The sequence below is a fragment of the Clostridium sp. MB05 genome (genome assembly GCF_046581255.1).
Lineage (GTDB): Bacteria > Bacillota > Clostridia > Clostridiales > Clostridiaceae > Clostridium.
The window spans coordinates 804,541-827,602 of sequence record NZ_CP174370.1; the positions used below are offsets into that span (position 1 = coordinate 804,541).

At 28.4% G+C, this 23,062-nt stretch carries 18 protein-coding genes; all 18 read left to right on the plus strand.

Annotated features, from left to right (window positions below; genetic code table 11):
* Nucleotides 1-23 precede the first annotated feature (23 nt).
* The 18 genes from ACH36K_RS04010 to ACH36K_RS04095 all read left to right on the plus strand — a co-directional run bounded on the left by ACH36K_RS04010 (nt 24) and on the right by ACH36K_RS04095 (nt 22,804).
* Entirely contained in the window at nt 24-1,187 is a 1,164-nt protein-coding gene (locus tag ACH36K_RS04010; RefSeq protein WP_411169674.1) for an SIS domain-containing protein, read from the plus strand.
* Nucleotides 1,188-1,262: 75 nt separating this feature from the next.
* Complete coding sequence (locus ACH36K_RS04015; RefSeq protein WP_411170650.1) at nt 1,263-2,120, plus strand: tagatose bisphosphate family class II aldolase; 858 nt, start codon at nt 1,263-1,265, stop codon at nt 2,118-2,120.
* A gap of 126 nt (nt 2,121-2,246) precedes the next feature.
* The gene (locus ACH36K_RS04020; protein WP_411169675.1) at nt 2,247-3,560 is read left to right on the plus strand and encodes a class II D-tagatose-bisphosphate aldolase non-catalytic subunit; all 1,314 of its coding nucleotides are present in this window, start codon (nt 2,247-2,249) and stop codon (nt 3,558-3,560) included.
* Nucleotides 3,561-3,737: 177 nt separating this feature from the next.
* Complete coding sequence (locus tag ACH36K_RS04025) at nt 3,738-5,228, plus strand: 4Fe-4S dicluster domain-containing protein (RefSeq protein WP_411169676.1); 1,491 nt, start codon at nt 3,738-3,740, stop codon at nt 5,226-5,228.
* 552 nt (nt 5,229-5,780) lie between these two features.
* Complete coding sequence (gene groES, locus ACH36K_RS04030) at nt 5,781-6,065, plus strand: co-chaperone GroES (RefSeq protein WP_322389777.1); 285 nt, start codon at nt 5,781-5,783, stop codon at nt 6,063-6,065.
* Nucleotides 6,066-6,079: 14 nt separating this feature from the next.
* Nucleotides 6,080-7,705 carry a chaperonin GroEL gene (gene groL, locus ACH36K_RS04035; RefSeq protein WP_411169677.1) on the plus strand — a complete coding sequence of 542 codons (1,626 nt, stop codon included), beginning with the start codon at nt 6,080-6,082 and terminating at the stop codon, nt 7,703-7,705.
* Between the two features lie 267 nt (nt 7,706-7,972).
* Nucleotides 7,973-8,389 carry a type IV pilin protein gene (locus tag ACH36K_RS04040; RefSeq protein WP_411169678.1) on the plus strand — a complete coding sequence of 139 codons (417 nt, stop codon included), beginning with the start codon at nt 7,973-7,975 and terminating at the stop codon, nt 8,387-8,389.
* A 124-nt stretch (nt 8,390-8,513) separates the two neighbouring features.
* Complete coding sequence (locus ACH36K_RS04045; RefSeq protein ID WP_411169679.1) at nt 8,514-9,263, plus strand: prepilin peptidase; 750 nt, start codon at nt 8,514-8,516, stop codon at nt 9,261-9,263.
* A gap of 130 nt (nt 9,264-9,393) precedes the next feature.
* Nucleotides 9,394-11,085: a GspE/PulE family protein gene (locus ACH36K_RS04050; protein ID WP_411169680.1), complete on the plus strand. Its 1,692-nt coding sequence runs from the start codon at nt 9,394-9,396 to the stop codon at nt 11,083-11,085.
* Between the two features lie 16 nt (nt 11,086-11,101).
* Nucleotides 11,102-12,304: a type II secretion system F family protein gene (locus ACH36K_RS04055; protein WP_411169681.1), complete on the plus strand. Its 1,203-nt coding sequence runs from the start codon at nt 11,102-11,104 to the stop codon at nt 12,302-12,304.
* A 430-nt stretch (nt 12,305-12,734) separates the two neighbouring features.
* On the plus strand, nt 12,735-13,169 hold the full coding sequence (locus ACH36K_RS04060; protein ID WP_411169682.1) for a prepilin-type N-terminal cleavage/methylation domain-containing protein: 435 nt from the start codon (nt 12,735-12,737) through the stop codon (nt 13,167-13,169).
* A 166-nt stretch (nt 13,170-13,335) separates the two neighbouring features.
* Nucleotides 13,336-14,541: a type IV pilus assembly protein PilM gene (pilM, locus tag ACH36K_RS04065; RefSeq protein WP_411169683.1), complete on the plus strand. Its 1,206-nt coding sequence runs from the start codon at nt 13,336-13,338 to the stop codon at nt 14,539-14,541.
* Between the two features lie 13 nt (nt 14,542-14,554).
* On the plus strand, nt 14,555-15,103 hold the full coding sequence (locus tag ACH36K_RS04070) for a PilN domain-containing protein (protein WP_411169684.1): 549 nt from the start codon (nt 14,555-14,557) through the stop codon (nt 15,101-15,103).
* Nucleotide 15,104: 1 nt separating this feature from the next.
* Nucleotides 15,105-16,367 carry a hypothetical protein gene (locus ACH36K_RS04075; protein WP_411169685.1) on the plus strand — a complete coding sequence of 421 codons (1,263 nt, stop codon included), beginning with the start codon at nt 15,105-15,107 and terminating at the stop codon, nt 16,365-16,367.
* A 9-nt stretch (nt 16,368-16,376) separates the two neighbouring features.
* Entirely contained in the window at nt 16,377-17,291 is a 915-nt protein-coding gene (locus ACH36K_RS04080; RefSeq protein ID WP_411169686.1) for a prepilin-type N-terminal cleavage/methylation domain-containing protein, read from the plus strand.
* Between the two features lie 22 nt (nt 17,292-17,313).
* Nucleotides 17,314-19,377, plus strand: a complete 2,064-nt coding sequence (locus ACH36K_RS04085; RefSeq protein WP_411169687.1) for a hypothetical protein — start codon at nt 17,314-17,316, stop codon at nt 19,375-19,377.
* Nucleotides 19,378-19,391: 14 nt separating this feature from the next.
* Nucleotides 19,392-19,997 carry a PilW family protein gene (locus tag ACH36K_RS04090; RefSeq protein ID WP_411169688.1) on the plus strand — a complete coding sequence of 202 codons (606 nt, stop codon included), beginning with the start codon at nt 19,392-19,394 and terminating at the stop codon, nt 19,995-19,997.
* A gap of 14 nt (nt 19,998-20,011) precedes the next feature.
* Nucleotides 20,012-22,804: a VWA domain-containing protein gene (locus ACH36K_RS04095; RefSeq protein ID WP_411169689.1), complete on the plus strand. Its 2,793-nt coding sequence runs from the start codon at nt 20,012-20,014 to the stop codon at nt 22,802-22,804.
* Nucleotides 22,805-23,062: the final 258 nt, after the last annotated feature.

A 23,062-nucleotide genomic window follows, 5' to 3' on the forward strand; every position in this document is an offset into this window, starting at 1 on the left:
TAACAGATGTAGGAGGTATTAAGATGTTTTTTGGAATGGAAATGGAAAGAATTAATGAATTAGGGGCAATGTACACAGCTACAGAAATAAGACAGCAGCCTAAATTATGGGGAGAAACTTATAATATAGTAAAGGAAAATGAAGAAGCAATAAAAAGCTTCTTAGATAGAAAACTAAAGAGTAATACAAGAATAATATTAACTGGTGCAGGAACTTCTGACTATGTTGGAGATACGATTTACTTACATTTAGCAAAGAAATTAAATTTAAGAGTAGAGGCTATTGCTACAACAGATTTAGTATCAAATCCAGCAGAATTTATAGAAGAAGACACACCAACAATTTTAGTTTCTTATGCAAGATCAGGAAATAGTCCAGAGAGTGTTGGAGCTTATGATATATTCGGAGAAAATGTAAAAGACATATCTCAACTGGTAATTACGTGTAATAAAGATGGAGAACTTGCGAAAAAGGCAGCTAAAAGTGATAATAACCTTTGCTTATTAATGCCAGAACTATCAAATGATAAAAGTTTTGCTATGACAAGTTCATTTAGCTGTATGTTATTAGCTTCATTATTAGTATTTGATATTAATAACTTAGACGAAAATAAAAAGTATGTTGATATAGTAGTTAATCAAGGAAACAACATCTTAGATAACAAGTGGAAAGATATAAAGGATTTAGTTGATTACAATGCTTCAAGAGTAGTTTACTTAGGATCAGGAGTACTAAAGGGATTATGTCAGGAAATGGCACTTAAGAATTTAGAACTTACAAGTGGAAAAGTAGTTACTGTTTGTGAATCTGTATTAGGATTTAGACACGGTCCAAAATCAATAATAAACGATGATACATTAGTAATATTTATGAATTCTAATAATAAGTATACTAATCTTTATGATATGGATCTTATAAAAGAAATACATGGAGATACAGGTAAGCATAAATTAGCTGTTATTAGCTATAAAAAGAATGATGAATTAAATGGTTTATGTGATAAATATTTAAATATTGATGGTGAAGAAATTCCAGAAGTTTATACAGTATTTAACTATATGTTATTTGGGCAAGTGTTTGGATTGTTTAGTTCTTTAAAATTAGGAATTTCTCCTGATAATCCAAGACCGGACGGTACAGTTAACAGAGTTGTTAAAGGTGTAATAATTCACAAATATAATAAGTAAAAGAATATATTAAATAAACAAATTGAACTTGATATGAAAAATGGAATATAAAAAATACATAAGGAGTTGAAGTAAATTATGAAAATATTATCAACAAGAGAAATGTTAAAGAAAGCTCAAAGAGAAGGATATGCTGTACCAGCATTTAATATTCATAACTTAGAAACATTACAAGTAGTGGTAGATACAGCAGCTGAATTAAAATCACCAGTAATTTTAGCAGGTACACCATCAACAATAGCTTATGCAGGTGGAGAGTATATAGTAGCTATGGCAGAAGTTGCAGCCAAAATGCATAACATTCCAATAGCAATACATTTAGATCACTATGAAGTAGTTGAAGAAATTAAGCATTTCGTAGACTTAGGCTTTAAATCTACAATGATAGATGCATCACATTCAGATTTTGAAAACAATGTAAAAACAGTAAAAGAAGTAGTTGAATATGCACATAAATTTGATGCAACAGTAGAAGCTGAACTTGGAAGACTAGGTGGGCAAGAAGATGACTTAGTAGTAGATGAAAAAGATGCTATGTACACTAATCCAAAACAAGCAAAAGAATTTGTAGAAAGAACAGGAATAGATTCATTAGCAGTAGCTATTGGAACAGCTCATGGATTATATAAAGGTGAAGCAAAGCTTGACTTTGATAGATTAAAGGAAATAAGAGATATGGTAGATGTACCACTAGTTTTACATGGAGCATCAGATGTACCAGATGAATTAGTTAAAAAGGCTATTTCACTTGGAATATGCAAAGTTAATGTAGCAACAGATTTAAAAATACCATTTTCTGATGCAGTAAAGAAATACTTTATTGAAAATCCAGATGCTAATGATCCAAGAAAATATATGGCTCCTGGTAAAGAAGCTATGAAAAAAATAGTTGCTCACAAAATAATGGTTTGTGGAAGTAATGGAAAAGCTTAATTTAAATATTTAAAAGAAAATAATATAGTAAATACGAAAGAAGATAATATGAAAGCAAGAGCTAGAATATTATTTTCTTTCATATATGGGTAGGGTTTATATTCAAAAATTTTAAGAGGTGATAAGATGGTACATCCTATGAAAGAAATTGTAAAAAGATATAAAAGTGGAGAAAATGTTGGAATATTTTCAGTTTGTTGTTCAAATAAGCATGTAATTGAAGCTTCAATGGAAAAACTTTTAAACAAAAATATACCTTTACTAGTAGAAGCAACTGCAAATCAAGTTGACCAATTTGGTGGATATACAGGAATGAAGCCAAAAGATTACGTTAAATATATTTATAAAATAGCTGAAGAAGTAGGATTTCCAAAAGAAAGAATAATTTTAGGTGGGGATCATTTAGGACCATTAACTTGGAAAAATATAGATCCAAGAGAAGCTATGGAAAATGCTAAAAATTTAATTAGAGAATATGTTTTGGCTGGATTTACTAAAATTCACCTAGACACTAGTATGCCTTTAAAAGGTGATATTGAAAATGGTTTATTTGACGATAGTTTAATAGCAAATAGAGCATCTGTATTATGTAAAATAGCAGAAGAAGCATATTTAGAGTTAAAAGAAAAGGATGAAGATGCTATTCACCCAGTTTATATAATAGGTAGTGAAGTTCCTATACCAGGTGGAGCGCAAGTAGAAGAAGAGGAAGAAGGTCCTAAAGTAACTAGCGTAGAAGGCTTTAAGAACACTGTAGAAACATTTAAAGTAGCTTTTGAAAGCTTTGGAGTAGGAGAAGCATGGCAATATGTAATAGGTGTTGTTGTTCAACCAGGAGTTGAGTTTAGTAGTGATTATGTATGGAAATATAATAGGGAAGAAGCTAAAGAGCTAATAGATGCACTAAAGGATTATCCTCAATTAATATTTGAAGCTCACTCAACAGATTATCAAACTCCAAAAGCATTAAGAGAAATGGTAGAGGATGGATTTATAATATTAAAAGTTGGACCAGCATTAACTTTTGGTTTTAGAGAAGGTATATTTGCATTAAATCTTATAGAAAATGAATTATTAAGATATAATCCAGATGTAGAGTTGTCTAATTTTATTGAAATATTAGACTTTAGTATGCTTAAAGAACCTAAAGACTGGATAAATCACTATTCAGGAACAGGAGATAAAATTAAGCTAGAAAGAAAATATAGTTTATCTGATAGAGCTAGATACTATATGCCAAAGGATGAGGTAAACTTTGCTTTAGAAAAATTAATGAGCAATTTAGAAGGTATAGAAATACCTATGACTATTATAAGTCAATTTATGCATGAACAATATAAAAAGGTTAGGGATGGAATATTAAATCCAACAGCAGAGGATTTATTAAAAGATAGAATAGGTGAATATATAGACGACTATTTATATGCTGTTGAAGAATAAGAAAAAGACTTTCTAATATAAATTATTTTTAATAAAGGACATGCACTTAGACATGTCCTTTATAATTATCAAAACAGTTTTCTGAATATTTAGAATAAAGCTAATTGGAATTAATTAACTGTTATAATAGTATTGGGGAATATTGGTTTAAATTTATTTATATAGGAGGATTTTGGTATGTTTCAATTTGAAACTCAGTTAAAAAAGCTTAAGCATGAGGTTTTGACAGAAGTAGCTAAGTTGGCTAAGGAAGGTAATCTAACAACAGAATCAATAGAAAAAATTCCTTATGAGATTATAAAAGGGGAAACAGCTATGTATAGATGCTGTGTATATAAGGAAAGAGCTATTGTTTTAGAGAGAGCAAAATTAGCAGCAGGCTATTTAGCTAATGGAGATAATATAGATGATGAATTTGTTGATATTAAAGAGGACGATCAAATAATATACGTTATTGAAGCTGCCTGTGATAGATGCCCTATAAATAAATATAGTGTTACAGATTCTTGTAGAAACTGTTTAGCTCACAAATGTAATGAAGCTTGTAATTTTAATGCGATAACTTACGTAGCTGGAAGAGCATATATAAATCAAGAAATTTGCAAGGAATGTGGAATGTGTAAAAAAGCATGCCCTTATAATGCTATTGCAGAAGTTATGAGACCATGTAAAAGAGTATGTCCTACGGGTGCTTTAGATATAGATCCAGATGATAGAAGAGCTATGATAAAAGAAGAAACATGTGTTAATTGTGGAAGCTGCATGAGTGCATGCCCCTTTGGTGCTATTTCAGATAAGAGTTTGATAGTTCCAATATCAAAGAGACTAGCAAGAGGTAGAAAGATGTATGCTGTAGTTGCTCCAGCTATAACAGGACAATTTGGGGCGAAAATATCATATGGACAAATTAAAAATGCAATTAAAAAGCTAGGATTTGTAGATATGATAGAAGCAGCTTGTGGAGCAGATGCAGTAACTGTACATGAAAGTAGTGAATTTGTAGAACGATTAGAAGAAGGTCAAAATTACATGACTAATTCATGTTGCCCAGGGTTTTTAAGCTATGTTGAAAAGATGTTCTCATCAGAAGTTGAAAAGATATCGGGAACCGTGTCACCAATGATTGCAACAGCAAGGTTTATAAAACATAATGATCCAGATGCAAAGGTCGTATTTATAGGACCATGTACTGCTAAAAAAAGTGAAGCAGTTAGAGAGTCGGTAAAGGATGCTGTTGACTATGTTATAACCTTTGAAGAACTTTTAGCTTTATTTAGTGCCTTTGACATAGAAGTTGAAAAGTGTGAAGATACTATAGTTGATGATGCATCAATATATGGAAGAGGATTTGGAGCTCATGGTGGGTTAACAGCTGCTATAGAAAATTATATAAGAAGTCAAGGATTAGAAGTTAACTTTAATCCTGTTAAAGTATCTGGTGGAATAGAAATAAAGAAAACTATGACTATGGCTAAAATAGGAAAACTGCAAGGAAACTTTATTGAAGGTATGATGTGCGAAGGAGGATGTATAAATGGTGCAGGAGCACTAGTTACTCCTTTTAAATCCAAAGGTATTTTTAATAAAATAAATGCACAAGCAACTAAAAAGTCAGTTATAGATAATGATAATCTTGATGAGTATAAGAATATAGACTTAGAAAGATAAATTAAATATAAAAATATAAATTAGTTAATATATACGAGGTTTTTATATGATAATAACATTTTACGTTATATGATATAAACCTCGTTATATTATATTTTAAAATATTATGTACTTATAAGATATATTACGAGAGTGGTAGCTATATTCTAACTAGTAAAGCTAAAATTCACAGATTTTAATATTGAGCATAAGATAGCATTAGTGTTTTTATTAGTAGTTTTTCTTAATACATTTTCAATATAAGTGTAATGATTGTAGCTCAAATTTATTGGATGTTTTTGGAGTATTATGTAAAAGAAACAAATTCAAATATAATCATTATTAAATAATATATGGACATATATGAAATTAAAAGAAAATAAGTAAAAGAGTGAGGAAATATAAAATAATTAATGGAAAGTGGTAATATTTATTATATACAGGGTAATAATATATGAAGTAGCGTTTGAAAAAATCAAAGCAAAATATTATTATAAAGTTATTAGCACTTGAATATGATGAGTGCTAATAAAGAGAATTATTATTAGAGGTATAAATAGGAGGGATTTTTTTATGAACATTAAACCACTAGCAGATAGAGTAGTAATAAAGAAGTTAGAAGCAGAAGAAACAACTAAGAGTGGAATAGTTTTAACAGGAACTGCAAAAGAAAGACCACAAGAAGCAGAAGTTGTAGCAGTCGGACCAGGAGCTATAGTAGATGGAAATAGAATAGCTATGGAAGTAAGAGTTGGAGATAAAGTACTTTATTCAAAATATGCAGGTACAGAAGTTAAAGTTGATGGAGAAGAATATACTATTTTAAAACAAGATGATATCTTGGCAATAGTTGAATAAGGGAGGAATTAATTATGGCAAAAATGATTAAGTTTAGTGAAGATGCAAGAAGATCAATGCAAATTGGTGTTGATACACTAGCAGATACAGTTAAGGTAACTTTAGGACCAAAGGGAAGAAACGTAGTTTTAGATAAAAAATTTGGATCACCACTTATTACTAACGATGGAGTTTCTATAGCAAGAGAAATAGAGCTTGAAGATCCATATGAAAACATGGGAGCTCAATTAGTTAAGGAAGTAGCAACTAAAACTAATGATGTTGCAGGGGATGGTACTACAACAGCAACTCTTTTAGCACAAGCTATAATAAGAGAAGGTTTAAAAAATGTAACAGCAGGAGCAAATCCAATACTAATTAGAAATGGTATAAGAATGGCAGTAGATAAAGCTGTTGAAGAAATAAAAAACATTTCAAAGCCAGTTAATGGAAAAGAAGATATAGCTAGAGTCGCAGCAATATCAGCAGATGATGAAGAAGTAGGTAAATTAATTTCTGATGCTATGGAAAAAGTAGGAAATGAAGGCGTTATAACTGTTGAAGAATCAAAGTCAATGGGAACAGAATTAGATGTAGTTGAAGGTATGCAATTTGATAGAGGATATGTATCAGCATACATGGTAACAGATACTGAAAAAATGGAAGCCGTTTTAGATAACCCATTAATTCTTATAGCGGATAAAAAGATTTCAAACATTCAAGAGTTACTTCCAATCTTAGAACAAATAGTTCAATCAGGAAGAAAACTACTTATTATAGCTGAAGATGTTGAAGGCGATGCAATGACTACATTAGTAGTTAATAGATTAAGAGGAACCTTCACATGTGTAGCTGTAAAAGCACCAGGTTTTGGAGATAGAAGAAAAGAGATGCTTCAAGATATAGCTATATTAACAGGTGGAACAGTTATATCAGAAGAACTTGGTATAGACATAAAAGAAGTAACTGTTGATATGCTTGGACAATGCGAAAGTATTAAGGTTACAAAGGAAAATACTACAATAGTTAATGGAAAAGGAAGTAGCGAAGCTATTAAAGAAAGAGTAGCGCAAATAAAAGCTCAGGTTGAAGAAACAACTTCAGAATTTGATAAAGAAAAATTAACTGAAAGATTAGCAAAGCTTGCAGGTGGAGTTGCAGTAATTAAGGTTGGAGCAGCAACAGAAACAGAGTTAAAAGAAAAGAAATTAAGAATTGAAGATGCTTTAGCAGCAACAAAGGCAGCTGTTGAAGAAGGTATAGTACCAGGTGGTGGAGCTGCTTATGTAAATATAATAAATAAAGTGGCAGAGATAACTTCAGATGTATCAGATACACAAGTTGGTATAAATATAATAGTAAGATCTTTAGAAGAACCAATGAGACAAATAGCAGCTAATGCAGGAGTTGAAGGTTCAGTTATTATAGAAAATGTTAAAAATAAAGAAGTTGGAATGGGCTATGATGCATTACAAGGAAATTACACTAATATGATTAAAGCTGGTATAGTAGATCCAACTAAGGTTACAAGATCAGCTCTTCAAAATGCAGCATCAGTAGCATCAACATTCTTAACTACAGAAGCTGCAGTAGTTGACATTCCTCAAAAAGAAACTCCAATGCCAGGAGCACCAGGAATGGGAATGGACGGAATGTATTAAAATTCTAATCTATAGAGAACTTAGATTTCTAAGTTCTCTATTTTTTATAATCTCCTTTCTTCAGTTTTCAAGTGGACATATGTAAGTTTGCCTTGAATTGAAGAGAAGCGGCGGAATAAGTAAACTTATATATATCCACTTTTTTATTGATTTTAAGTGTATTATAATATTATAATCTATACAGTAGGAATTAATTATATGAATTAAAAAAATCTTAAAGTAAATAATATTATAATAGTTTTTAAAATCATACTTGGAGGTACTGATATGAATAATAATTATAATACGAGGAAAAAGAAGAAAAAATATGGTTTTACTATAATTGAAATAATAACAGTACTAGTTGTAATAGGAATATTAGCGGGTATATTAGTACCTAATTTTAATAAATATATAGTTGACTCTAAAAAGGTGGAAGTAAAATCAATTATAAGAGAGTTTGTTATGGCAGTAGAAACAGCTGAAATAAGTGATAAAATTAAATTTTCAAATAGTGATTCTGTAGCAAGTATACTAAGTGAAGGTGGAGAAAAGGCAAAATCTATAAATAAGTACATAAGCAATTCAGATGACTTAAATAGAATAAATAACTTAAATATAGAGGATTCAAAAAAGATAGCTAATTATGAAAAGGATTTTGAGATAGATAAAAAAGGGAATTTTTTAAGAATAATAGAAAAATGATTAAAGCCGAGATTAAAATATCTTGGCTTAATTTATTTTTTATAAATTTATATATCTAAAGGAATATATTAACATTATGTAGAATTAAAACTAGGTCAACTTTACAAATTTAAGGAGGATAATTATGGAGTTATTTGTATTTATAATAGGGTTATGTATAGGGAGCTTTTTAAATGTATGCATATATAGAATTCAAAGAGAGGAGTCTATAGCTTTTCCACCTTCTCATTGTACCAATTGTGGATATGAACTAAAATGGAGTGATTTAATTCCTATAGTTAGTTATTTATTTTTAAAGGGAAAATGTAGAAAGTGTAGTGAAAAAATATCATTAAAATATCCTTTAGTAGAGCTATTAAATGGTTTTTTATATATTTTATTATTTATTAAATATGGATTAGGCTTAAATTTTATATTTTTTAGTTTGTTAGTTTCTCTGCTAATTGTTATTTCATTTATAGATTTAGAAAGTAAATATGTATATTCATCTACAACAATATTTGGTGTAGTATTAGGAGCTATTTATATATTAATAGGGTGGTATATTGGCCATATAAATATTTTAAATAATTTATTTGGAGGTATTTTAGGCTTTGGAATTATATATCTAATAGTTATAATTACCAAGGGCATGGGAGAAGGAGATGCTGAAATAGCAGGAGTTTGTGGCTTATTTCTAGGAGTAAAAGGTATTTTAACAACATTATTTATAGCTATATTATTAGGAGGAATAGTGGCTTCACTAATACTTTTGTTTAAGTTGAAAGATAAGAAAGCAGAAATTGCCTTTGGACCATATATAGCTATTGCCACTATTATATATATGTTTTTAGGGAATGAGTTATTGTTGTTATATTTAAGGTTTTTTTGGTGAAAAAGTAAGTTAAATTAAAAAAAATATTCTGATTGCAAAAATAATAAAGCTATATTAATATTAATAAAGCGAGGTAAATGGACAAAAAAGGAAATTTTTTTTAGAGGGAAATTAAATTTAGGGGGAGCTTATGGCTATAGTTGAAAAGAAAAGATTAGGGGATATTTTAGTAGCAGCAGATAAGATAACTCCTTTTCAACTTCAAAGTGCGCTAAAATCTCAGAAAATTTTAGGAAGAAAATTAGGAGAAGTTTTAATTGAAGGTGGAATTGTTTCCGAAGAAGACATTATAGATGCTATAGAAACACAAACTGGAATAAAAAAAGTCGATTTAAATGGTATAAATTTCGACAAAAAAGCTATTAAGATAGTACCTCAAAATTTATGTGATAAGTATAATTTAATAGCATTTGGATTTGAAGAAGATAAAATAACAGTAGCGCTTTCTGATCCATTGAATATTTTTGCTATAGATGATATTTCTATATCTACAGGCTTAGATGTAAAGGTATTTATTGCACCAAAAAATGATATAAAAAAATTTGTTCAAATAAACTATAGTAGCGAAGAAGTAAGCAAAGCAGCAGAAGAACTTCTAAAAGAAGCATTAGAGTCAAAAAGTATAACTTTAGATGTAGAAGAACTTGATGATGTAAAAAATGCTCCAGTTGTAAAGATGATAGAGCAATTATTTAGAAACTCAGTTGAAATGAGAGCATCAGATATACATATAGAACCATATGAAAAGGAAATAAGAATAAGATATAGAATAGATGGAGAACTTACCACAATAAATACTTTAGGAATAGAAAGCTTAGCACCATTAGTGACTAGAATAAAAATTCTTGCAGGACTAAATATAGCTGAGAAAAGACTTCCACAAGATGGAAGAATAATAACTAAAGTTGGAAATGCTGAAGTAGATCTTAGAGTATCTATCCTTCCAATTGTAAGTGGTGAAAAAATAGTTATAAGAATTTTAAATAGAGATAATTATAAGGTTAGCAAAGAAAAGCTTGGTTTAAGTAAAGAAAATCTTAAAAAGCTAGAAAATATAATAGCTAGCCCTAATGGAATAGTCCTAGTAACTGGTCCTACAGGAAGTGGAAAGTCAACAACACTTTATACAATTTTAAGTGAACTTAATTCAAATAATGTAAACATAGTTACAATAGAGGATCCAGTTGAATATACATTAAGTGGTGTAAATCAAGTTAATGTGAATACCAAAGCTGGATTAACCTTTGCAAATGGTCTTAGAAGTATATTAAGACAAGACCCAGATATAGTGATGATAGGGGAAGTTAGAGATGAAGAAACTGCACAAATAGCAATTAAAGCAGCTATAACTGGTCACTTAGTTTTAAGTACTCTTCATACTAATGACTCACCATCTTCAATAACTAGATTAGTTGATATGGGAGTTGAACCTTACTTAGTGGCAACATCTATATCAGGGATAATAGCTCAAAGGCTAGTAAAGAAAATATGTCCTAATTGCAAAGAAGAATACATAGCTTCTGATTATGAAAAGATGATATTTAATGGAAAAGATAATGAGCATTTAAAATTATATAGGGGTAAAGGTTGTGGACATTGCAATAATACTGGATACATTGGAAGAATCGGTATATATGAAATAATGGAAATAACAAGAGAGCATAGAGACATAATAAATAAAACTAGAGATTCTAATATTCTTAAAGATATATCAATTAAGCATGGAATGACAACTCTTGCACAAGAGTGTAAAAGGCTAGTTTTAGAGGGAGTAACTACTATAGAGGAGCTTGCTACTATAACACTACTAAAAGATATATAAGGGGTGATAAGAAGTTATGAAAATTTTTAAATATAGAGCTATGAAAACAGATGGAACTAAGATAGAGGGGAAGTTTGAAGGTAGTTCAAAAGAAGAAGTAATAAATATGATAGCTTCAAGTGGATATTATCCTTTAAAGATTGAAGAGGTAGTTGAAAGTAAGTCTATAGAGTTTAAATTTTTAGATAGAATAACAACAAAAGATTTAGCTATTTTATGCAGGCAGTTTTATACCATGCTAGATGCAGGAGTTTCTATAACTAATTGTTTGAATATTTTATCTAATGAAATTCCAAATAAAAAATTAAGAGGCATACTATCAAAAATTGAAGATGATGTTAAAAAGGGAGAGCTTTTATCAGAATCAATGGCAAAGCGCAATAAGGTTTTTCCACAGCTTTTAATAAGTATGGTAGAGTCAGGAGAAGTTAGTGGTAATATAGATGAAATGATGCTTAGAATGTCGGTGCATTTTGAAAAAGAAAATAAAATTAATAACAAGATAAAATCAGCAATGACATATCCAGCTATATTAAGTGTAATTGCTATAGCAGCTGTTGTTTTTATAATGACATTTGTAATGCCAACCTTTATAGAGATGTTTGAAGGGGAAGGAATAGCACTTCCTTTAATAACTAGGATAATGCTTGGGACAAGTAGGTTTTTAAGTAATAATTTATTTCTAATATTGATATCGATAATCATTATAGTGTTAATATTTAATATTTACAAAAAAAGTTCAAGTGGGATTTTAAGAATTAGCTATTTAAAGTTAAAGCTTCCTATAATAGGGACATTAAATAAAAAAATAATAGTTTCAAGATTTACAAGAACCTTATCTACTTTAATAGCATCGGGAGTGTCTTTAGTACATGCCCTTCCAATAGTTGCAGGAGTACTAGAAAATAAAGTAGCAGAAGATGCCATTTTGAAAGTTAGAGAAAGAGTTGTAAGAGGAGATGGATTAAGTTCACCAATAAGAGAAAATGATATTTTTCCTAAAATGCTATCTTCAATGATAAAAATAGGGGAAGAGTCAGGTTCCTTAGATGACATACTAAATAAAACCGCAGACTTTTACGACGATGAAGTTGAACAATCTATTCAAACAACAACAGCTCTTATAGAACCACTATTAATAGTAGTTATGGGGATAGTTATTGGAGGTATAGTAATTTCAATAATGCTTCCAATGTTTGATATGTACGCACAAATATAGGATTTTGCGAATATAAAGGCTACGATAAATAGATATATTTCATAAGCTAAATAGCTATGCAAAGAAGTGCTAGGCTTGGAAAAACTGATATTCCAAGAGTTTTGGGTAAACTCGCTACGCTCAAACAAACCAACGACTCTAAGGCCTGGTAGTTCTTCCTTCAGCAAGCACTTCTAGCTGCTCGCTATATGCTTACTACACATATTCTATTTATTAGCTACAGTATATTTATACAAAAATTGGGAAAAATATGAAGAAGGAGAATGAAAAATGATGATGTTTTGCTATGCAAAACTTAGGGTCATATAATCACAAAGTGATTTTAGTTTAAAAATTTTTTTCTTAATTCTTCATTATTTTGCTTCGCAAAATATAAATGGGTTTATATTTAAAAATTAATATAAAACAAAAATAAAAGGAGGATTTTATTATGATTAAAAATGCTAACAACAAAAAGAAAAAGAGAGGGTTTACTTTAATTGAACTTATTATAGTTATAGCTATTATAGCTATATTAGCAGCAATTGCTATTCCTAAATTTGGAGATGTTAGGAAGAAAGCAAATATAAGTGCAGATATTGCCAATGCTAAACAAATTCAAGGTGCAGTTTCAACAGTAATAGCAGATGGAACTGTTGAGTTACCAGCTAATGAACTTACATTTACTTTTGATGGTACAGCTGAGGGGAGCGATAAAATAGAGACTGCATTAAAAGAACAATTACAAGATTCTATTCCTAAACTTAAGGTTAAGAATGATAAAGCTACTAACTTTACTGTTATAGTTAGCAAAGAAGGAAAAACAACTATTAAAGCAGGGGATCTTAAAGTTTATCCAACAGGAGAAGGAGTATATGCAGAATAAAAAAAAGTTTGTTTAATTAATAATTATAATGGTCAAACAAAGCAATTTTTATAACCAAAGTAACTAATATTAACTAAAAGTAAAATGTAGATAACCTCTGCATTTTACTTCTATTAATTATCAACTCTCAACTATCGACTTTCAACTAAACTCCGGAGGTGAGAAAATGTCACAGGAAAAAAGTAAATTCAATTTATCAAAACTAAAAGATATAGGAAGTATGGATGTAAAAGATATTGGTAAGCTTTTTAAAAAGGAAAAGTCTAATGATGTAAATTCTTCTTATGAAGTAGTAAATAAAGTTGAAAAAAGAATAAGGCTTAAGGAAAAAGCAAAATTAGTTTTGTCTATAGATTTAGGAACTAATTATATAAAGCTAGTAGAAGGAAAGTATCAAAGAAATAAGCTTAGTTTAAACAAAGCTATTGAAATTCCAACTCCAGAAGGATGTATAGCTGATGGTAAGATAATAAATTCTCAAGGTGTTATAGACGTATTAGATTTTTTAATAAAGGAAAATAACATAAAGGCTAAGGATGTTATTTTTACAACTAACTCTTCTTCAGTAATAAATAGAGATGTTTTAATACCTTTAGTTCAAGAAGAGGAAATGGAGACTGTAATTAGATATGAAATACAACAATACTTACCTATAAACTTAGATGATTATATAATCCAATTTATAGTTTTAGACAAAATTGTTGAGGATTCAGGAGCAAAGCTAAAGGTTAATGTAACTTCTTTCCCAGAAAGAATGGCTCTTGCTTATTATAATATAATAAATTCTTTAGATTTAAATCCATATGCATTAGATGTTACTTATAATTCAATAAATAAATTAGCTAATTATTCAGAGTATACATCAAATGATGGACAAGTTATAGGAGGTACTGTTGCTTTTATTGATATGGGAGCGACCTCTATTAGTGTGGCAATATTTAAAAATGGCAAATTAGATTTTACAAGAATGATAAAGTCCGGTGGGGATAATATAGATTATGCCTTAAGCCAAAGCTTAAATATGTCAATAAAATCAACAGAATCTATAAAGATAAGGGATGGAAATTTATTAAACATTAAAGAAGATGATATTTCCAATTTAACTATAAAAAAAGCTGTTGATGATATATTAGAAGAGTTGGAAAGAATACTTCAGTTCTATAGCAACAAATCTGGTAATGGAATAAATAAAATATATTTATATGGTGGGACTTCTAATTTAACTAATATAAGTACATATATTCAAAATAGGTTAAATACTAATGTTCATAAAATTGAAGAAATTAGAAATATAGAATTTACATCCAAGGAATTAACTAATGAAAATCTTGGAGAATACTTAAATGCCATAGGCGCAATTATAAGATTATAAGGAGGAACATTATATGGGAAAAGATATGAATTTTTTTACCCCTTACCAAGGGCAAAAAAAGGAACAAAAAAATAAAAATATTTATGTTTACTCCTTAACAGGCTTTTTAGCAGTTGTTATATTAGGAACCTTAGCTTGGAACAGTACAAGCTTATTTTTACTTAATAGAAAAATTAAGAGTTATAATGAAAAATTAGAACAAGAAGATATAAAAGAGAAAATTACTAAATGGGATGATATAAGTAGAAAAAGTGATGTCTTAAAGAGATATGATATAGAGTTAAGCAAAATAGTTGGTGCTTTAAAAACTAGAGAAGTAGTAACTACTAATTTATTAGATAAACTAAGTTCTAGCTTACCAACAGAAGTAACTTTTAATAGCATAAACATAACTAATACAGAAATTTCTATTCAGGCTGTTTCAACAAGTAGGGTTGCGATAGGGGAAATAGAGCATAATTTAAAGAAGCTAAATAATATACAAGATGTATATATTGGTGGAATATCAGGGGATGAACAGTATACCTTTGATATAAAATGCGTATTAAAGGATGTTGAGTAATATGAATATAAGTAAGAGAGAAAAATATTTATTAGGTATTTTAATAACTGTATTAGTGTGCTTTGTTTACTATCAGTTTATTTATAAAAATCAAGTTGAAAAGCTAAATGTAAAAAGAAATGAAAAAAATCAAGCTGAGCAAAGATATAATGAAGTAATGGCAGCAATATCAAAGTTAGATTCAAAAGAAGAGGAACTAAAAATATTAAAATCGACTGTTTTAGATAAATCACAAAAGTTATATCCAACTATTTTACAAGAGAAGATAATAATTGAGATAGACAAGCTTTTAAGTGATAGTGGACTTAAAGGAAATATAGCTTTTAGTCCAATAGAAGTATCACCAGTAGAAAAGATGATATCTAAAGAAGTAAAAAAGCCAGAAAGCTCGTTAAAGCCAATAGCTGATGAATATGATGGAAAAGAAGTTAAAAACATTGAAAATAGTAATTCTAATAACAATACAAGTAATACAACAGAAAATTCTGGACAAGATCAGCAAGAGGTTAAAAATCAAGAAGGTGGAGCAACATCAGAACAACTTAAGGTTGCAATAAACTTCTCAGGAAGCTATGGAAATTTAAAAAAATTCATTGAGTTAGTACAAAACTATGAAAGAAAAGTTGTAATTACAAATATATCAATATCATCAAAATCTCAAGAAGAGTTAACTGGAGTTATGAATTTAGAATTCCATGCAGTTCCTAAGCTCTCAGATACAGATATGGAATATCTAATATGGACATTAAACAATGTATATGGAAAAGAAATTTTATTTAGTAATGGAGCAGCAAGTGGAGCATACTCTTCAACTATAGAAGAGCAAAAAGATAAAAAAGATATTAATGATTTTGCTATGATGCTTAGATCATCATCTTCAGAATTACCTACAGTAACAATAGGAAAGTCTAAAGATGATTCAAGGGAAAGTTATATATACTCAGATAATGATAAAACTGAAGAAGTAGAAATAGTCTTTAATGAAGAAGGAGGAAAAACTTATTATAAATATAAAACTTCATCTTCATATTATCCTAAAGAAAATTCAGAAACCGGTAAAGAGTTTAAGTCAAAATCAGAAAATATAGTTCTTGAAATATTAAGTGAAAAAAGAGTAGGAAGTTCAGATAATTCAGGAATAAAATTAAAGGTTATAAATAATACATCTAAAAAGGTTGAAATAATAGTTAAAGATGACGATTCTTCAAATCCTAGAGTTGCAGTAACAAGTGAAGGTAACACTGTAAATGTTACTAAAAAGTAGGTGTTTAATATGAAAAAAGAAAAACTAAAAGCAAAAAAAGGGATGACATTAATTGAGGTAATCATTAGTGTTACCCTTTTATCAATATTAGTAGTACCTTTATCAGGCTTGGTAATTTCAAGCTTAAAAACTAATAAAGGTGCGGAACATAAACAAAAAGCCAGTTACATAGGGCAAAAGGTTTTAGAAGAGATTAAAGCTTATGATGAAATAACATTAAAAGATGATACTGGAGTAAAGTATTTTCAGCTTTTAGATGGAGATAAAATAGAAAAAAATAGCTTATCAGAGAATAAGTTTACAGGAAGCTTTAAAAGAACTATGTATGGAGCTACTTCAGAAGACTCAAGTAAAAATGAAGAAGTTTATAATGTTGATGTTGAGATAACTCAAGATTCTAATTTTAAATATAGCGACACAGATAATTTAGATAAAAATAGTGATGCAGACTTTAAGCTTAATTTTTTTAAAAAAGATAATGTAAATAAAATAGAATTAGATTCTGATAAAAATAGTGTTCCATCAGTTAGTGGAGATTTAATAGTTGAATTAAATAAAGGTTCGAACAACCTAAATTTAAGGGTTTATAGTAAAAATAATAAAAGTCCAATAATAGATACTACAAAGAAAGAAGCGATTAATAATAAGGTTCTTTTATATATTAGAAATAGTTTTAGTGAAAATATCAATGTTGATATAAAAAATAATACAGAAGAGTTTATAGAAATACATGTAGTTAAGGAAAATAATTCTTTTGGTAAGTTAAATGTAACATCAAGTAAAGGCAATGTGATGCTATATGAAGAAAATGAAATAGAAAAAAGCTTAATTGCGGATATGTATAAGTACAATGTAACAGTTAAAGACAAAAGTAATAAAGTCTTATTTGAAGGTAACTCAAGCAAAAACATAAATATAAAATAAATTTATTGGTGGTGAATAAGAGGTGAAAAAAAGAAAAAAGAAAAAAGGTTCAACCTTTATGATAGTAGTTATAGTTATGGCAATTATTTTTACAACAGGAACAACAATATTAGCTGTTACAGCCAATGACTATAAAATGAGAATAAATGAAAGTAAGAAGCTTCAAAATCTTTATGAAGCAGATTCAGGTCTAGATATAGTAGAAAACATAATAATAAAAACCTCACAAGAAGCCATAAAATATGCAGATAATGAAGTTAAAAAAGAATTCACTAATACAAAGGAAGAAGATAGAAGAAAGGAAAATTTAAATAAATTATTTAAAGAAAAATTCTATGAATTTTTATCTAAAAAAGAGACTTTAAATTTAAAAGGTAACCCAAAGGAAGTGTATATTTTAGAATATTTAATAACAAGTAAGAAATATATAAAATCTATAGCTAATGGTATTATGGAGTACACTACAAGTGGAATAGATCCTAATATAATAATAGAAATACCTGAAGGCGGGTATGTTGTAAATAAGAATGGAAATATTATAGATAATATTAAAGTAAAGGTTAATTCCACTTTTGAAACAAAGGAAGGAACACTTAGAAACAAAAAAACAGTTTCTACAGAATTTACAGTACAGGCACCAGATTATAATTCAGAAATAACTAGTATAAATATATACCCTGTATTTGATGGTAAAACGATAACAGCAGATGGAAATATGACTGTTTCAGATGGAAATCTTGATATAAAAGGGGATATATGGATAAAAGGAGATAATAATTTAGGGACAAACCCTGCATTTACTTTTGATAAATATAATGGAGGAATAAGCTTAGAAAATACAAAGTTTAATATTGATGGAAACATATATACTGCTAATACTTTTCATTTAAAAAATAAAGTAGAAAAAGAATCATCTGTAAATGAAAATATATATGCAACAAATATTTATGTAGGAAAATCTACAAATTCAACCATTTCAGAGAGTAATAATATTTCTTTTGAAAAAGATGTTATTGTAAATAATGATTTAGCATTAAATGCTATGAAAAGTAGTATATTGATTAAAAATAATTTTTATGGAATTAATGATAAGACAACAGAGGTGGATACAGCTGAAAAAGCATTAAATTCAAGTAGTATTATCGTAAATGATCTAAGTAACACATCTAAAATAACAGTAGATAAAGATTCTTATATTATGGGGGTTGCATATTTAAATGCAACTGATGACAAAGGAAATAAATATCAAACTGGTGAATCTGTAGCAGTAAAAGGGAACTATTTAGCTTATACAGATGTAAATAATTTAGGTAGTAATGTTACTTTAAAATATTATAACCCACTTCATTTATTAGAAAGTATCAATGGAGATAAGTCAGCAAATATGAAGGCTAAATATTTTGAAGACTATTATTCTAAGTCTAATGATTATTCTTTAAAACAAGGGGGAGTAAATCTTAATGGAAATATACATTCAGTAGGGGCAAGCATTAAGATGGATGGTACTATTCAAAAAGCAAATATAAGTAAAGAAGATTTAGAAGTAATAAATAATCAAAAAAGTGAGTTTGCAAGAAATGTATTTGCTATGGGGGATTCTACAGGTTTTAAGGATTTATATGACGGGCAAACCGTTGTTAGAACTGTTAGTAATCAAATAGATTTTAATAAAGTAAGAGATATTCAAAATAATGCATTTGATGAAAAGGAAGGATTAGTTATTTTAATAGGAGATAAACAAAATCTCGTAATAGAAAATAATAAAATAAATGGACAAGCATCACAAAAAATAAACAAAGGTTTAATAGTAACAAATGGAGATATAACCATAGAAGGTGAATTTGATTTCACTGGAAACATAATAACTACAGGAAATATTAATTTTAAAGACAATGGAACTAAGAAAATTACTTATAGTCCTCAAATTATAAGAAATGTACTATCTAGTAATTATGATGTTTTAAAGGATATATTTAAAACTAAAGAAAGTATAAGTAAGGGTGAGGAGATAAAAGTTAATACATCTTCAGAGTTATATAATACAGATAGTTTTCTAAAAAAATCTTTATGGAGAATTGTTAAATAAAAGAGGTGGAATTATTGAAAACAAAAGCAAAAGGATTTACTTTACTAGAACTTATAATAACCTTAAGCTTAACAGTTTTAGTTTTAGGAGTAGTTTATACATTTTTCTTTAGTAATAGCAAAACCTTAACTACCACAGAAATTAATTCTGACCTGCAATTAGAAGCTGAAGCAATTCAAAAAGATTTGTTAATGTATGGAACTCAAGCTGAGGGAATAAGTAAAATTAATGGAGTAGAGTTAATAACTCCTAAGGACATGGAGTATAGATCTATAGCAGCTAGCGATGGAAAATTTGATGTTACAGAAATAAAGCTAAAAGTTGAGGCAGATTATTTTACGTTTTTATACAACGAAATTAATAATACGTTAACTATAAGAAAAGTAAATGAAGAAGATAGAGAAGTTATAGACTCAAAGTTAAATTTACCAAAAGAGTTATCAAATAATGTTTCTGAATTTAAAGTTAGACCTTTAGATTATAGGATGAACCCAACAGGAAATTTTAAAGATGCTCCAGGATTAGAAATTTCATTAGTTCTAAATAAGAAAAAGGGCTATTCAGATGTAACTATTCCTGTAAGTGTAATAGTTAAATTTAGAAATAAAACTAATATTTAAAAAAGGGGGATAAAATGATTAAGAAAAATAAATTTAAAATAATAAGTTTAATAACAATATTTTTTGTTATAGGAACCTTAATATCCCTTAAAAGTTTAGATGTAAAGGCAAAAGTTCCAGATAGACCAGATTTTGATATGGAAATTTCAGCTTCTCCAAACCCAGCCATGGTAGGTGAGGATATAGTAGTTAGTGGGAAAATAATACCAAAGCCATTTGAAACAGAAATACCTCCAAAGGAAATAGTATTAGTTTTAGATGTGTCTGGAAGTATGAAAGATCAAATTAGAGGAGTTATATGTAATAATACAGGATATTGTGAAGAGCATAATTCATATAATAGGCATTATACAACAAAAATGTATGAGCTAAAAAAGGCTGCAAAAAATTTTGTTGAGAAAATGAAAAATGTACCTAATCTTAAGATTGGTATTGTTACGTACTCTACAAGTGCAGATATTAGAAGAGTTAGAATTAATAATAAGGATGTTGCATTAATACCTTCAAATGAAATTTATAAGTTAAACTCAATAATAGATGGATTAAGACCTGATGGAGGAACTAATACAGGAGAAGGAATGAGAAAGGCAACTTATTTATTAGATAGCAGTGGTGAAAGTAATTCAAATGCTAATAAATCCATAGTAGTAATGTCTGATGGAATTCCAACTTATAGAACAATTTATGAATACTGGAACTATGGTCGATATTGGGATTATTATAGGGATACTAGTATTGAAAATCCTAGGGATGCCCGTATTGGTGGCGCAGGTAGTTCAGATGATGGTAGCTTAAATACAGAATATGCAAAAGAAATCGGTAAAATTATTAATAGTAAAGGATATAATGCCTTTTCAATAGGATATGGTATGAACGATACAGGAAATAGCAAAATGAGAGAAATACAAGGAGCTATGACCGGGTTAAATATGAATGACCAAAGTACTACGGATGAAGCAAAAGGATTCTTTCCAACAAGTGATAATGCAATAGATAGTGTTTTTAATAAAATTGCAGATAAAATATTAGATAGTTATCCTGTTAATAATATAGATTTAAATATAAACTTTACAGAAGGTTTTACATTAAATGCAGGAGGAAATACTGTAAGATTAGATAATGTTATTTATAAGAAAGTTTCAGAAAGTAATGGTAAGGCAAGGTATGAAGCTAATCCACAATCATTTAAATTTACGGTAAAGGGAAGAATACCAGGTGTTCAAAAAATCTATAATAAAATAGATATTAAATTCCCATGGAAAAATGATACTATTACAATAAATCCTATAAATAATATATCTATAACAATAAAGGATAATGAGCTACCATCTATAGAAGCGAAACTTATTAGCTCTAAGGAAGTTCAGGTTAATAAAAATGAAGAATTTAAACTTCAGTATGAAATTAAGCCAGATGACTTTATTTTTAAAGATGTAACAAATACAGTATCAAATGATTTTGTTATTGTTTTAGATGTGTCTAAAGATATGAAGGACAAATTAATACCAATAAAAAACTCACTATGGAGTAAGCTTTTAAATAATGATACTTTAATAAGTAGTCAAACACAATATGGATTAGTAACATTTAGTAGTCAAGCAAAACAAAAGGTTGATTTAACTAAGAATATAGCTAATCTTAATGAAGAATATATAAAAAATATAGAGTTTGATAATTCTAATGCTAGTAATATAGGACAGGCTTTTGATGAAGCAGTAGATATTTTATCAAGAGGTAGACGAGAAGCAAGAAAAAATATAATATTTATATCCATGGGAAAAGTATCATATAATACTGATTCCTTAGAATTGTTAAAAAAACAAGGATATAATATATTAAGTTTGTCTATGGATAATAGTAAGGATAATAATAGCTTATATAGGTTGCATAAAGATTTATCAGGAAAAGATGAAGACTATTTTAATGTAGATAATAATAATTATAGTAGTATAGAAGAAACTCTAATGAATCTTATAGCTGATAGAATAATTTCTACCACTAAGTATAAATCTTATAGGTTTAAACCATCATTAAAGATAAATTTAGGTGAGAATTTTAATGCTATAAGCGGAATACAAAGTGTAAATGGAGGAGTAGCAACAATAGCAGTACCAGAAATTACTTATAATCCTGTAAGAGATGGAAAATATTCATCAGATAAGGTTTTAGTGGAGTTTACTATATCAGTGAAAGAGGGAAAGATAGGAGAACTAAATTTCGGTGAAGCTAAGAAAAACATAATGATCTATAATAAGTTAAAAGGTGGAATTGCAGAAGTTTTACTAGAAACACCAAAAGTTACAGTAAGAGAGGAAATAAAAAGCTTAACTCATGGCCTGTATAATGGAATTAGAAATAACTTAGTAGATATTCAAACTAATGCTAATGGATTCGAAATAGCTACAGGATCAACAGTGACCTTTGGAGGTAAGTTTACTTTAACAAGTAATAAATCAGAATTTAATTTAAATATAGATTCTAAATTTGAGCAATTAAATAATGATGACATAAAGATTTATAAAGTTGTTAAGAATGGTGAGAATATTTCTTTAGTTGAACTATTAGATGTAATTAAAACAAAAACATCACCAAATAATAATAACTTTAATATAAAGTTAGAAAACTTAAATGAAAATAATGGTAGTTCAGTATTAGAAAATGAAGTGGTTGTTGTATATAAAGGAAAGATTAAAGAAGATAGTAAAAATGAAAGGTTTGAAAACACCATTCAGTTTACAAATGCTTCATCAAAGGTAAGCATTTTTACTCATAACTCAAGGAATGGAGAATTACCAGACCTATTCTAAAATTAAATTTAAATTATATAAAAAGCAGGAGCTTAAACCTAAAAGCTCCTGCTTTTTTATTGTGTAAGGAAAATATAAAATCTTTATACAATCTTAATGTCTACATATATAATCCTAACACTATCTTTATATGTAATTTTATATAATTTTAGATAGAAGGGGGAAGAAAATAATGTCAGTTATTATAAGTCTTATTGGTTTAGTAGCCTTAGTGCTATTTGTTTATTTAAGTTACATTTTACTAAGAGGTGATAATGA